Source organism: Paenibacillus camerounensis, from assembly GCF_000723885.1.
GTDB classification, from domain to species: domain Bacteria; phylum Bacillota; class Bacilli; order Paenibacillales; family Paenibacillaceae; genus Paenibacillus_AQ; species Paenibacillus_AQ camerounensis.
In genome coordinates, this window is sequence record NZ_CCDG010000113.1 from 1 (window position 1) to 13,585 (window position 13,585).

The following is a 13,585-nucleotide window of genomic DNA, read 5'->3' on the forward strand; positions in this document are numbered from 1 at the left end:
CGCATACATTTGGCCAGTTTACCCTTATGGTGGCAGAATGTATTCGTTTTTTCGTATACAATGTGCCGTTTACCCTCATGGTGGCAGAATGTATTCGTTTTTTCGCATACAATGTGCCGTTTGCCCTCTTAGTGGCCAAATGTATTCGGTTATTCGTATACATTAGGTCAGGGTATGTGCCTATATTCGCTATTTCAATACAGCTGCCAGCTGCCAAGAACAATGAACGCTTTAAGTGGGTAAGACCAAATTAAAGTTAAGCTGCTGCCAGAAGTCAGCAAATTAGGTACTCTATATATAGATCCACCCCTCGGGTGGATTTGTTCCGTGGACGGAGCTGGTAACTTCATCAGAAAATGCTACCTCTATGCGATAAAAATACTAACCGCCGTTTATGTTAAAGCCCATAATAATGAGGTATGATACATAATTCTAATAAAGCTAATAAATTCCATAGAAGGACGGGCTGAGCTGAGATGAACAGTTATATCATAGGTATTGATTTGGGCGGGACGAACATAAAAGCTGGTTTATATGATGCTGACTTTGCGCCGGTCAATGAATGTTCAATCCATACTGAGGCGGCAAACGGGCCGGCGCATGTGCTTAATCGGATCAGGCTGGCCGTGGACATGCTGACGGCTGAGAAGGGCATCGGGCTTGGGCAGGTCAGAGGTATGGGAATGGGAATTCCCGGCCTGCTGGACCCGGAAGAAGGGCTGTCGGTATTCTCACCGAACTTCCCAGGCTGGGAGCAGGTTCATGTTGTACGTGAAATGAAAGAGCATTACGGCTTCCCTGTCTATATTGATAATGATGTGCGGGTCAACCTGTACGGGGAATGGCTGCATGGAGCGGGGAGGAGCTGCAGTAATCTGGTGCTGCTGACGCTGGGGACCGGTCTTGGCTCCGGGATCGTGCATGACGGTAAGGTGCTGTACGGCACAACCTTCAGCGCTGGTGAAATCGGGCATATGAATATGTACAGACAAGGCCGTCCCTGCCGGTGCGGCAGCTCTGGCTGTCTGGGTCGTTACGTCTCTGCGGTAGGCATGGTAAACACCTTCAAGGAAAAGCTGGCTACCGGCAGAGACAGCATCATCCAGGAGTGGACGGGCGGTGATGAAGCGGTTATTACGGCACAATTGATCTCAGAGGCTTATGATCTTCATGATCCGCTGGCAGTAGAGGTCATGCATGAGACGGGTGAGCTGCTGGGATTTGGGCTGGCTAACGTCATTAATCTGCTCAACCCGGAGCGGATTATCATTGGGGGCGGTATGGCTGCGGCCGGAGACCGGCTGCTTGGAGCGGTCCGGCAGACTGTGAAGGCACATGCCCTGAAGCTGTCTGGCGGCAGCTGCGACATTGTACAGGCTGAACTGGGCAGCCGGGCAGGTACTTTAGGTGCTGCGGCGTATGCGCAGCAGCGGATGAGCGGACAATATATTAATGACGGCACAGCCAAATGAAAACCTGTTCTTCTTCAATTGAACTTGATTCACAATAAAGGGGAAGGTGGCGGAGGGGAATTTTGAAACTATAGGAGCGGAGCGTCCGCCTGAAAGCTTTTCGCAGAAAAGCTCGCTACGGAAGCATAACCAGTCTGCGGATTTCACCCGCGAACAGCGGTATTAAATCAGGAAATCTGCAGACAACAGCGGCCGAAGTCCAAATATTCTTTGAAGTCACGGCGAAGCCCTGAATAAAAATACCTTCAGTTAAATATACAAAGCCGTTTTTGAATAAAAGCTCCAACATGTTATGCTAGAGGCAACGAATATGCAGGAGGGTTACCATGAAACGGGATATTCAGCATGTGACTTACGGCTACGAGCCGCCGGCCAGGGAACGCAAGGGAACTTTGATTTTCTACGATTCGTTTGAGCATATCACTGATCAGGAGCTTGAAGAAGCGGCCAACACAGCAGCAGAACGCAAGTTCACTAAGCTGGTGCTGTATCCATTGCATGAAGAAACGGTGAGACGGATGAGCAAGGAGCCTGTACTATCCTACTACAAGCGTGAAGACCGGCTGCATGAGTGGAAAAGAGGCCAGGGCCGCTCATTCATCACTATCGAGACACTCGAAGGCAAACGGAAAAAGTATACACCGCTTGATACAGCGCTCCGCCATATCAGTGATGTGTATCCTCCGCCGTACTTTCTGTACCTGACTCCTGAAACGGCCAATCAGTTCGCTTCGTATTCATCTTTTGAAGAATGGATTGTCAGGCTGCGCCTGATCCTGTCGGCTGAACCCCGGCAGCTTCATCCGCGTCTGCTGAAATTCAGCCACCGCTGGGATGTCGCCGGAACCGTGCGGGAGGAGTAGCCGAGTTAAGCAGTCCATGAACAGATTACTTCGGGGAGAGTGATCATAAGTGGCGGATAAATATCAGTTAAATGTAAAGGTCAATCCTGCTGTTGCAATGGCGCTGATCAAAGATGGAATGAGTTCAAATGCCGAACTCCTGCATGAAGAGCTGAATAACCTTGGGGACGGGCGGATGATAGGAACACTGATCTATGAACGTTATTATCTCCGCTCCGGCAATCAAGGTGCGCTTGTAATCTTAGCGGATAATCTGCAGGGAGTATGCAATATCCGGCTTGTATCCGCGGGAAGCTCAAACAGTATGATATTTAAGGTTGACTGGGGTGCAGGCAAAAGCTTTGCTGCATCAGTGGCAAAAATTCTGGCTGACTACACAATTGAATAACAAAAAGACAGGCAGCATAGGCACAGGGTTATTTGTGCGATGCTGCCTGTCTGCGTCTGTAGGTATACATTTTCCACTGATAATGTATAAAGCAGCCGATGCAAAATCCGAGAAGGGCGACCGTTGCGGCAATTGCTACCATGGCAGTGAAAACAGTAGCAGCGATAGTCCAGCCGGCCAGATAACTGATAAGTCCGCCTGCGAGGCAGACTACTGCAATGCTCTGGTTAAACTGCTGCTGATCCCAGTCCTCCTGCAGATAAGAGGAGCGCTCTTGGCGGAGGAACAGTCCGGCCAGCTTAATGACAGGGTTATAGCTGAACACAAGGCCGGAAATACCGGCAGCCAAGGGCAATGCCAGAATCCAATGAGCACCTGTAAACCACGAGAGCAGAACAGATATAACAATAAAAGCCTGATTGGTTTTGACTAAAGGTCTGGGAATGCTCTTCGGCTTGAGACGGTCTGCCACTCAATAACACACCTTTCGGATTGGAATAATAAAATTATACCGGATCTCCTATTGGCTGGCAATAAAAACCTCCGGAAACAGTCCGGAAGTATGTAAAGGCAGTATTAAATCTTAAAATTGAATTTTTTTACTGTTGACATATTATGAACGGTTATGGTTCTATTATATAGACCGATCGTTATAAAAGGTAAAGGAAGTGTTGAGCTTGTCGAACAAGCACAATACGCGTGAGGCGATTGTAGACACCGCTTCAAGATTGTTCTTCACACAAGGCTATCACGCGACCGGACTCAATCAGATTATTAAGGACAGTGACTCACCGAAGGGCTCGCTCTATTATTATTTTCCCCGCGGTAAAGAGGAGCTGGCTTTGACCTGTATTAACCGGACAAGTGAATTCGTTGCAGAGCTGCTCCGGCATTATGCAGGAACACAGTCGAGTACATCCGCCATGATACAGGATTTTATACTGGAATTAGCCAGGAAGGCTGAGGAGACTTCATTTGAAGGTTTTGTTCCGTTCAGCTTCTGGGTCGCGGTTGAAACCTCCTGTGTCAGTGACGAGCTGCGCTCAGCCTGCCAATCTGTCTTTAAAGAATGGCGGGATGTTATCATGCACCGGCTGCTTGATGAAGGCGTCGATGAGCAGATTGCCTCGGACAAGGCCTCTGTTGTCGTATCGCTGTATGAAGGCGCGCTGCTTCAGGCACTGACCTGCAAGAGCACGCAACCGCTGCTTGCAGCGGTACAGGTTATTCCAGCCATACTGGATTAACACAGAAGGAAAGAAAAACAGAGAGAGAAAACTTTTTCAAAATCAGGAGGATACGAGAGTGGAAGCATCAATGCAAGGCAAGCAACAACCAGAAGTAAAGAAATTCAAAACGATTCCGATTCTTGTCTCCTTACTGCTCGCCGGATTTATCGGGATGTTCAGTGAAACGGCGCTTAATGTCGCCTTGTCAGATCTGATGAATATTCTGCAGATTACAGCATCAACTGCCCAGTGGCTGACAACAGCCTATCTGCTGACGCTGGGCATCCTCGTTCCGATTTCGGGCATGCTGCTGCAATGGTTTACAACGAGACAGCTATTTGTAGCTGCGGTAAGCTTCTCGATCGTGGGAACCTTTATTGCAGCGATGGCACCGTCCTTTGAAGTTTTGCTGCTTGCGCGCGTGGTGCAGGCGATGGGTACAGCCCTGCTGCTGCCGCTGATGTTCAATACGATTCTGGTCATTATCCCGCCTGAAAAAAGAGGAGGAGCGATGGGACTCATCGGTCTCGTCATCATGGTTGCACCTGCAATCGGCCCTACAATTGCCGGTCTGCTGATCTCCAACCTGACCTGGCACTGGATCTTCTGGCTGTCCCTTCCGTTCCTGGTAATGTCCCTGATCAGCGGAATATTCTTCATGCAGAATGTCTCTGAGGTTACCAAGCCAAAGATTGATGTACTGTCGATTATTCTATCCTCCGCCGGTTTCGGCGGTGTCGTGTTTGGCTTCAGCAGCGCCGGTGAAGAAGGCGGCTGGGGAAGTGCAAAGGTTATTGCTGCAATTGCTATCGGCGTGATTGCTCTAGTGCTGTTCGTCATTCGCCAGCTGACAATGAAACAGCCGATGATTAACCTGCGTGCTTTTAAATACCCGATGTTTACCGTAGCCGTATTGATGATCTTTATCTGTATGATGATTATTCTTTCCTCCATGCTGATTCTACCGATGTATCTTCAGCAGGGTCAGGGCTACTCGGCGTTCAAAGCAGGGCTCCTGCTCTTGCCGGGCGGTATCATCAATGGTCTGATGTCACCGATCATGGGTCGCTTGTTCGATAAATATGGTCCGAAATGGCTTGTTATTCCGGGTCTGGTAGTTGTGGCAGTATCCCTGTGGTTCTTCTCCAGCATTACCGCTACATCGACCGTTATTTTCGTAATTGTTCTGCACAGCGCACTGATGATCGGGATTTCAATGATCATGATGCCTGCACAGACAAACGGCATCAATCAGCTGCCGCTGGAATACTACCCTCACGGTACGGCAATTATGAACACCCTGCAGCAGGTTGCCGGTGCAATCGGTACTGCGCTTGCTGTCAGCATCATGACTTCCGGTACCAAAAGCTACATGGAGACCGTTACCGATGCGTCCAACCCGCTTAATGCGCTGGCTGCCTTCACACATGGTGTGCAGAATGCCTTTGTATTCGGAATGGTGATGGCAGTTGTCGGCCTGATCGTAGCGTTCTTCATCAAACGGGTTATTGTACAGCATAAATCACAGGTATCGATGCACTAATTGCTGTAAGACATATCCTTAAGTGGATATGTCTTTTTTTGATGCTCAACTTTATAATAGGATTGTATCCAATCAGCCGTTATGAAGATGCTATAGCCAGTGGTACAAAAAGCAGCAGTTTAGATATCGACGATTATTTAGATAAGGGATAGGGGAAGGGGCACCATGAGGCATGAAGCAGATTTTCTACTTGAATAAGCGCGGTTTATTATGTTCTGCTGTTATCGTTGGATTACTGTTTGTTTCGGCTAAGGATCAGGCATCCGCACAGGCCGCAACCGGCCAGGATACAGCCTGGAGACCGGCCATTAACACTGTTGTTAAGAAAAATAAAATGCCTTCAGGGTTCGTCTACCTTGATGAGGTGATCCCGGAAGCACAGTACCAGATCCGTTATTACAGCAAGTATAATTTTACTGGTGCGCCTGTAAGCGGCTATAAGTCTCCTCTGGCCATCTCTACCTCTAAAGCGGCATACGCCCTCAAAAAAGTAAATGATGAGCTGTCCGCAAAAGGTTACATTCTCAGAATCTATGATGCCTACCGTCCGCAAAAAGCAGTCAACCGGTTTGTAGCCTGGTCGCAGGATACATCGGACATTATCAACAAGCAGCTGTATTATCCTGAGCTGGATAAGCGGAACCTGTTCAAGCTGGGATTCATCTCGAAGAAGTCAGGGCATTCAAGGGGAAGTACTATAGATCTGACGCTGGCTGATAAAAAAACAGGCGCCCTGGTGGATATGGGCAGCCCGTATGATTTCTTTGGTGAAATATCTTATTATAATACTACACTGGTCAGCACCGTCCAGCATCAGAACCGCAAAATCCTGAAGGATGCGATGGTCAAGCAGGGCTTTAAGCCGTATGCCAAGGAATGGTGGCATTTTACGCTGATCAATGAGCCATATCCGGCGAAGTATTTCGATTTTAATGTAGAATAGCCCTTATTGCAGATCTGTGGGCAGCAGAGATATTATTTGGACATCAATGCCGGCGGCTGAGAAGGCTATGGCCGATCCGCAGTAAGGCTGGCAGGTTACTTGTTCAAAGATCGGTTATCAAAAGTAACAGCCCCGGAGGTTTCCTCCGGGGCTGTTGGTGTAAGTGTCTATAGCTGATTCGCTCTGCGCTTCCTGAAGCTGCGCAGCGGATGGGGAGCCGGAGGCATTTTACCCAGCAGCTCTGAGGCGACAATGCCGAGCATAACAAGAGCTGCGCCCGCATATCCCTGCATTGACAGCTGCTCTCCGGCGAACCAATAGCCGAAGAAGGCGGCGAAAACCGGCTCCAGTGAGAAGATCAGACCCGTACGGGTTGGTGTCGTAAATTGCTGGGCAACGGGCTGGAGGATAAACCCGCAGGCGCTGCACAGAACGCCTAGTGCCGCAATGGCAATCCAGGCTGGCATGGTGGACGGCAGTGCCGGTGTCTCAAATATAGCAGACAGCACAAGGGCGTATCCGCCTGCGAAGCCGAGCTGGAGAATGCCGATATTCAGAGAATCGCAGCTTTTGACCGCTTTGCCGGTAACGAGAATCTGAACCGCATAGAATACAGCAGATAGGATACAGAGGAAATCGCCGGGCTGAATCCGCAGTGAGCCGTTCAATGTGAGGAGTCCGATACCGGCAATGGCAAGCAGCGTGCCAAAAACCTGCGGCGGGGAAACTTTCTTGCGGAAAACAAGCACCTCAAGCAGCGGAACAAACACAACGGTCAGCGCGACCAGGAATCCGGCGTTGGATGTGGTGGTGGTCTGGAGGCCGAAGGTAATGCAGGTGAACACACCGAGCAGCAGGAATCCTAACAAGGCTCCGTATTTAACGGTTCTTAGATCGATCCGGCGCAGGCGTTTGCGGAACAGAACAGCCGCCAGTATAAACGCAAGACCGAAGCGCAGGGCAATCAGGTTGAACTCTCCCAGGGAATTAAGGCCCATTTTCATAAAAATGTAGGAGGAACCCCAGAACAGTGTAACCATTATGAGCAGCAGCTCAGCCTTAAGCGGCTTCATACGTATCATCAGCATCCTTTTTGTTATCTTGTGAATATAGTATAATACTGCCAAATACATAAGTAACCTGAATGTTTATTATGGAATACATGAGAGAAATTCATGGAAGAGATAGGAGCTGTCATTTTGAGTCTGAGTAAATATGAAGTGTTTCTGAGGGTCGTAGAGCTGGGCAGTTTAACAAGGGCGGCTGAAGTGCTGGGTTATACTCAATCAGGGATTAGCCATACTATAAGCAGCCTGGAGAATGAATTTGGCTTCACACTGCTGGTGAGGAGCCGTTCTGGTGTCCGGCTGACGGTTAACGGTGAACAAGTGGTTCCGGCGATGCGGGAAATACTCAAATGGAATGAGCAGCTGAAGCAGCAGGTGGCTGATATTCACGGACTAGAGACAGGGACAATAACTATTGGTACCTTTACCAGTGTGTCTGTGCACTGGCTGCCGGGGATGATCAAGGAATTCCGCAAGGAATATCCGTATATTGAATTTAAGCTGATGGATGGCGGATATTACGAAATTGAGCAGTGGATTGAATCAGGGCTGGTTGACTGCGGATTTATCTCCCTGCCAACACGCGATAAATTCGAGGTATTCCCGCTGAAGCAGGACAGAATGCTGGCAGTGCTCTCCAGGGAGCATCCGTTATCCGGGGCGCCATTTATGCCGCTTGCACAGATTGCCTATGAGGATTTCATTATCCAGAAGCCAGGTTCCGACTATGACGCACGGCGGGTACTGGACAAGGCGGGTATTAAAGCAAATATTAAATTTACAGCGGGGGATGATTCAGCGATTATTGCAATGGTGGAGAACGGGCTGGGCATCAGTATTTTGCCGGAGATGATCATTACCCGCCAGAATCACAATGTAGCCATGCTGGAGCTGGAGGAGCGCAGCTTCAGATCACTGGGGATAGCTGTCCATTCGCTGAAGGATGCTTCACCTGCCACGCGGAGGTTCCTTAAGCATGTACAGGATTGGCTGAGGCTTAATCACGGGTGATGATAGAGCCGGTTTGGTTATGGTACAATAATAGAAGGTTCACATGAAAGCGAATTCATTCAAGGAGGAGTAAGATGAAACAGCTTCGCATTGGAATGATCGGATACAAGTTTATGGGCAAGGCGCACAGCAATGCATACCGGAGTCTGCCGATGTTTTTTCCGCAGGCGCTTAAGCCGGATATGGCTGTCATCTGCGGCCGTAATGAAGAGGCGGTGTCGGCAGCAGCCGGCCAGCTGGGCTGGTCCGAAAGTGTAACGGACTGGCAGGAACTGGTCACCAGAGAGGATATCGAGCTGATAGACATCAATGCCCCGAGTAATGCCCATAAGGAAATCGCTCTGGCGGCAGCGAAGGCGGGCAAGCATATCTTTTGCGAAAAGCCGCTGGCGCTGAATCTGGCAGATTCCCGCGAGATGCTGGAAGCTGCGGACGCAGCCGGTGTTAAACATATGATAGGCTTCAACTACCGCTTCTCACCTGCAGTAAGGCTGGCGAAAAGGCTGATCGAGAGCGGACGGCTCGGGCAAATCTATCATTTCCGTGCCTGGTTCCTGCAGGATTGGATTCTAGATCCGGAGTTCCCGTTAGTATGGAGGCTGCAGAAGGAGGTCGCCGGCTCGGGCTCACACGGGGATCTGGGTGCTCATCTGATTGATCTGGCACACTTCCTGGTCGGTGATGTGCAGGAGGTTATCGGCATGAGCGAAACGTTCGTCAAGGAGCGCCCTCTTGCCTCTGAGATGACCGGTCTTAGTGCGAGAGCCGGCAAGGATGCGCCCAGAGGCCCTGTCACTGTGGATGATGCCACGCTGTTTCTGGCCCGGTTCACCGGCGGTGCCATCGGAAGCTTTGAGGCAACCCGGTTTGCTGCCGGCCACCGCTCGACGAATGCCTTTGAAATCAACGGCAGTCTGGGCAGTGTGAAATTCGACTTCGAGCGGATGAATGAGCTTGAGGTATACCTGACCTCAGATGCAGAGGATGTACAAGGCTTCCGCCGCGTACTCGCAACGGACCCGGCCCATGATTATGCCGAAGCCTGGTGGCCGCCGGGTCATACAATCGGCTTCGAGCATACATTCATTCATGAAATGCTGGAGTTATCCTCCGCCATCGCCGAGAATCGTCAGCCTGAGCCTAATTTTAACGACGGTGTCAAATGTCAGGCTGTGCTGGAAGCAGTAGAGCGGTCCATTGAGGAACGCCGCTGGGTTCAGGTATCGGAAATGTAGCCAGCAGCCGAGAGAAGCTGGCGAGTACGGGTGATCAGCAACTTTTTCCTGTTTCTGCGCGTTTAGAAAAGTAGAAACTACAGAAAGGCGGCTGATTATGTTCAACTGGAAATTTGCAGGAATCAGCTTGGGTCTGTTAAGCCTGCTGCTTACAGGCTGCGGGACGAGGGAGGCTGTAAATGACAGTGGCACATCGCCTGCAGCAAGCTATACACGGGCTCCATCACAGGGAGCAGCAGAGCTGCTAGCAGCTGATCCGGAGAAGGTACAGCTTATACTGGCTGATGAGAACATCATCAACGGGGATATTTTCCTGGAGAACAATCAGGTTCACATTAATATCGTCGGGCTGAACAGTGAAGTGGAGGCGCTTTTTGCCGGCAAGTTTGCTTCAGGCTCCTATCGTCTGCATGATGTGGACTATTCTGCCAGTGAGCTTGAGGCTGCACAGAATATGCTTGCTGAGGAGAATCTGTACAAAGAGCTTAATCTCTACGGTTCCTGGATTGATGTCAGGCTGAATAAGATTAATGTCTCCGTTCCGGACGATTATGCAGAGGCGGCAAGAGAAACGCTGGAGCAGCGGATAGATCCCGGAATGCTGAGCTTAGAGGTTCAGGAGCTGGGGGAGCCTAGTGTGACAGGCACCATTGTTGAGGTGAGGAACGAACCTGTAACCAGTATTCTGATTCTGGAGCCGGGTAAGCAGGACCCGACCTACTGGTTCTCTTTTAATGACCGCTCGGAGCTTTATGATGCTGCAGGCCAGCGGAGTAAGGCTTCCGGTTTGAAGCAGGGCCAGCAGGTACACATTTGGGGGACCGGAACCGTTCAGGATTCGATGCCGGCACAGGGAACCGTCCGCAGGGTTGAACTGATCGAGTAACCGGACATTAAAAAGAGCACCGTTCAACAGCAGCTGAACGGTGCTCTTTTGCGCGGGGATGAACGGGTCATTTTCTGGCAGCAGAAGGTGTAACTCCCTTGTATTGCTTGTACAGCTTGGTGAAGTAATTGGGATTGTCACAGCCCACCCTACCGGCAATTTCGGTAACAGTATCATTTGTCTCCAGCAGCAGGCGTTCGGCCTCGTTCATCCGGCACAGATTCACATAATCGATAAAGGTGCGGCCGGTCAGGCGTTTGAAGGTTTTGCAGAAATGATAAGGGTTAAGACTGACGAATTTCGCGGCGAATTCAATGCTTATCTTCTCGTCATAATGGCTGTCCAAATATTCCAGCAGCGGCTTGAACCGTTCCCGGTTAACTGAATACCGTTCATTCTGCTGTCTGCCGTCTATATGCTGTGACGGGAACGAGCGGGACATCAGAGTAAAGAATAAATGCAGCTGGTTCTTCACTACAAGCTGAAAGGCTGGCCCCTTTAACTGTACTTCTGCAATGACCGATTCAAGCAGCGTGTAATAGGCAGCGCAGGCAGGATTATCGTCTGCCGGCTTCACCGGCAGCTGATACCTGTTCTCCAGGTAAGGAGCTACAAATTGCTCATGCTGGGAATCCTGATTCCTGTCCTTGAACAGGGAGGCATGGAACACGATGGATACGAATTCAATATCGCCGCGGGACAGGCTGTAGCCGACATGAAGCCCGCCGGAAGGAACCATGATTACGTCGCCGGGTGTGACCTGATAAGGCTTGCTGTCCACATGGAAGATAGCACTGCCTTTTCGCATGACAATAATTTCAAAGTGCTCATGCCAGTGCAGGAACAGAATGTTCTGCTCCGGTCTTGTATCCCTGCACCCGTTGAAGAATACGCGGAAGGGGTAGGTTTTTTCCTCAAGCTGGGGGTATTCCTTAAGTTCTTTCGGATAGGTCAAGGCGGTATCAACTCCCACAAGATTCAGCTATATTAGCACAAGATAAGAAGAGATTTTGCTTAAAATGAGCTTTATACTTGGATTATTCAGTTAACTATAAACCAATATTGGAGTGGTAGACAAGATGCAGGACACATTGAGAATCGGCACACTCGTCGGTGGCGGAGATGCAGTAAGGGTTATTCCGCAAATAGCTAAGCATGGCTTTGAATCCTACAGTCTGACCTTCTGGCAGACAACAGGGCAGACAGATCTGGCTGATACCGCAGCGCGCATCCGTGAGCTGGCTGATGAGCATCAATTTGTGATTTCCGCAATCGGGGTTTTCGGCAATCCGTTGACCGGCACCGGTGACAATGCAGATACACTGACCAGCTGGGAACGGCTGATTGACAATGCCCATTTATTCGGTACAGATATCGTAAACGGTTTCACCGGGAGGCTGACCGGGCTTCCGATTGATGAATCGCTTCCTAAATTTAGCGAAGTGTTCGGGGAGCTTTCCAAGCGAGCGGCTGATAAAGGGGTAAGGATCGCTTTTGAGAACTGCTCGATGGATGGCAGCTGGAAAACCGGGGATTGGAATATTGCCCATAATCCGACCGCCTGGGAAAAGATGTTCAATGCAGTTCCGGCTGACAACCTGGGTCTGGAATGGGAGCCCTGCCACCAGATGGTGCAGCTGATTGATCCGATTCCCCAGCTCCGTAAATGGACCGACAAGATCTTCCATGTACACGGGAAGGATGCCACGATTGCCTGGGACATCATTAAGGAATACGGCATTCACGGCCCAAGAGATTATGTGTGGCACCGCACTCCGGGCTTCGGGGATACCAGCTGGACCGATGTAATCAGCATCCTCCGCCAGGCCGGCTATAAGGGAACCATTGACATTGAAGGCTGGCATGATCCGGTCTACCGTGATCAGCTGGAAATGACGGGCCAGGTACATGCGCTGAACTATCTGAAATCTTGCAGGGGCGGCAGCTTTGTACCTAATCCGCTCTGATCCGAAGCAGTACAGCTCTAATCTGTTGCACAATCAACAATCCAAAACATAAGGGAGTTTTATCTATGACAGCAGAGTATCGCGTGGCTGTGGCCGGCTGCGGAGCGATGGCAAATGAGTGGATCAGCTATGCCCTGAAACGGCCGGATGTAGAAATCGTTGCCCTGGTCGACATCCGGCTGGAGGCGGCAGAGGCTATGGCCGGGAAATACGATCTAAATGCTGCTACGTATACGGATATCAAACAGGCTATAGAGGAGACGGGGGCAAACCTGGTGTTTGATGTCACGATTCCGTCAAGCCATTATCATATTGCGGCTACCGCGCTAGAACTGGGCTGCAATGTGTTCAGCGAGAAACCGCTGGCAGAATCGCTGGAGCAATGCAGCCGGATTGCAGCAATTGCGAAGCGCACCGGGCGTTCGCATGCAGTCATGCAGAACCGCCGGTATGACCCGCGTATCCGTTCGCTTAAAGGGCTGATCGAAGCGGGGACCATCGGCCGTACCGGCTATACCGGGGCAACCTTTTTCCTCGCCCCCCATTTCGGCGGATTCCGGGATGCGATGGATAGCCCGCTGCTGCTCGATATGGCCATCCATACCTTCGATCAGGCACGGTTTATCACCGGAGCAGATCCAGTAACTGTGTATTGCCAGGAGTTCAATCCTCCGGGCTCCTGGTACGCCGGCAATGCGGCGGCGGTCTGCATTTTTGAAATGTCCGACGGCTCCGTCTTCTGCTATCAAGGCTCATGGTGTGCCGAAGGGGCGCCTACCTCATGGGAAGCAGCATGGCGTGTTCAGGGAGAGAAAGGCGCAGTCCTGTGGGACGGCACCGGAATGCCTTATGCCGAGGTAATCCAAGACAACGGGGATGAAGTACAATTCCTGCGAGAATACGAGCGGACGCAGGGAGCTGAGGTTCTGATGGATGAGACCTTCCATCACGGCTGCCTCCGGGAAATGTTCCAAGCCGTCA

The 13,585-nt window shown here is 50.6% G+C and carries 14 protein-coding genes; 11 read left to right on the forward strand and 3 right to left on the reverse strand.

Annotated elements, in window-relative coordinates; genetic code table 11:
- The first annotated feature begins 476 nt into the window (after positions 1–476).
- The 3 genes from BN3772_RS29365 (at position 477) to BN3772_RS29375 (ending at position 2,723) form a co-directional block, all read left to right on the forward strand.
- Entirely contained in the window at positions 477–1,472 is a 996-nt protein-coding gene (locus BN3772_RS29365) for an ROK family protein (protein ID WP_042204175.1), read from the forward strand.
- A 326-nt stretch (positions 1,473–1,798) separates the two neighbouring features.
- On the forward strand, positions 1,799–2,335 hold the full coding sequence (locus tag BN3772_RS29370; protein ID WP_042204177.1) for a hypothetical protein: 537 nt from the start codon (positions 1,799–1,801) through the stop codon (positions 2,333–2,335).
- Between the two features lie 49 nt (positions 2,336–2,384).
- Entirely contained in the window at positions 2,385–2,723 is a 339-nt protein-coding gene (locus BN3772_RS29375) for a DUF6054 family protein (protein WP_209443721.1), read from the forward strand.
- A 28-nt stretch (positions 2,724–2,751) separates the two neighbouring features.
- Here BN3772_RS29375 and BN3772_RS29380 read toward each other — a convergent pair whose 3' ends face one another.
- Complete coding sequence (locus tag BN3772_RS29380; protein ID WP_042204179.1) at positions 2,752–3,195, reverse strand: DUF4395 domain-containing protein; 444 nt, start codon at positions 3,193–3,195, stop codon at positions 2,752–2,754.
- 205 nt (positions 3,196–3,400) lie between these two features.
- Here BN3772_RS29380 and BN3772_RS29385 point away from each other — a divergent pair, with 205 nt between their 5' ends.
- From BN3772_RS29385 to BN3772_RS29395, 3 genes are all read left to right on the forward strand, one after another.
- Entirely contained in the window at positions 3,401–3,970 is a 570-nt protein-coding gene (locus tag BN3772_RS29385; RefSeq protein WP_042204181.1) for a TetR/AcrR family transcriptional regulator, read from the forward strand.
- A gap of 70 nt (positions 3,971–4,040) precedes the next feature.
- Entirely contained in the window at positions 4,041–5,495 is a 1,455-nt protein-coding gene (locus BN3772_RS29390) for a DHA2 family efflux MFS transporter permease subunit (protein WP_042204206.1), read from the forward strand.
- A 172-nt stretch (positions 5,496–5,667) separates the two neighbouring features.
- The gene (locus BN3772_RS29395) at positions 5,668–6,438 is read left to right on the forward strand and encodes a M15 family metallopeptidase (RefSeq protein WP_209443722.1); all 771 of its coding nucleotides are present in this window, start codon (positions 5,668–5,670) and stop codon (positions 6,436–6,438) included.
- A 167-nt stretch (positions 6,439–6,605) separates the two neighbouring features.
- On the opposite strand, the gene BN3772_RS29400 is transcribed toward BN3772_RS29395, so the two are convergent.
- Positions 6,606–7,511 (reverse strand): DMT family transporter, encoded by a 906-nt coding sequence (locus BN3772_RS29400; RefSeq protein WP_042204183.1) that lies wholly within the window; start codon positions 7,509–7,511, stop codon positions 6,606–6,608.
- Positions 7,512–7,637: 126 nt separating this feature from the next.
- Here BN3772_RS29400 and BN3772_RS29405 point away from each other — a divergent pair, with 126 nt between their 5' ends.
- The 3 genes from BN3772_RS29405 to BN3772_RS29415 all read left to right on the forward strand — a co-directional run bounded on the left by BN3772_RS29405 (position 7,638) and on the right by BN3772_RS29415 (position 10,637).
- On the forward strand, positions 7,638–8,516 hold the full coding sequence (locus tag BN3772_RS29405; RefSeq protein ID WP_042204185.1) for a LysR family transcriptional regulator: 879 nt from the start codon (positions 7,638–7,640) through the stop codon (positions 8,514–8,516).
- 74 nt (positions 8,517–8,590) lie between these two features.
- Positions 8,591–9,751 (forward strand): Gfo/Idh/MocA family protein, encoded by a 1,161-nt coding sequence (locus tag BN3772_RS29410; RefSeq protein WP_042204187.1) that lies wholly within the window; start codon positions 8,591–8,593, stop codon positions 9,749–9,751.
- Between the two features lie 97 nt (positions 9,752–9,848).
- Positions 9,849–10,637 carry a DUF3221 domain-containing protein gene (locus BN3772_RS29415; protein WP_042204191.1) on the forward strand — a complete coding sequence of 263 codons (789 nt, stop codon included), beginning with the start codon at positions 9,849–9,851 and terminating at the stop codon, positions 10,635–10,637.
- A 67-nt stretch (positions 10,638–10,704) separates the two neighbouring features.
- On the opposite strand, the gene BN3772_RS29420 is transcribed toward BN3772_RS29415, so the two are convergent.
- Positions 10,705–11,592: an AraC family transcriptional regulator gene (locus BN3772_RS29420; protein ID WP_042204194.1), complete on the reverse strand. Its 888-nt coding sequence runs from the start codon at positions 11,590–11,592 to the stop codon at positions 10,705–10,707.
- 124 nt (positions 11,593–11,716) lie between these two features.
- Between BN3772_RS29420 and BN3772_RS29425 the strand changes: the two genes are divergently transcribed.
- Together BN3772_RS29425 and BN3772_RS29430 are read left to right on the forward strand one after the other, a co-directional pair.
- On the forward strand, positions 11,717–12,604 hold the full coding sequence (locus BN3772_RS29425; protein WP_042204199.1) for a sugar phosphate isomerase/epimerase family protein: 888 nt from the start codon (positions 11,717–11,719) through the stop codon (positions 12,602–12,604).
- A 65-nt stretch (positions 12,605–12,669) separates the two neighbouring features.
- Positions 12,670–13,585 (forward strand): Gfo/Idh/MocA family protein (locus BN3772_RS29430; RefSeq protein ID WP_042204201.1); only part of this gene is annotated, 916 nt, incomplete at its 3' end.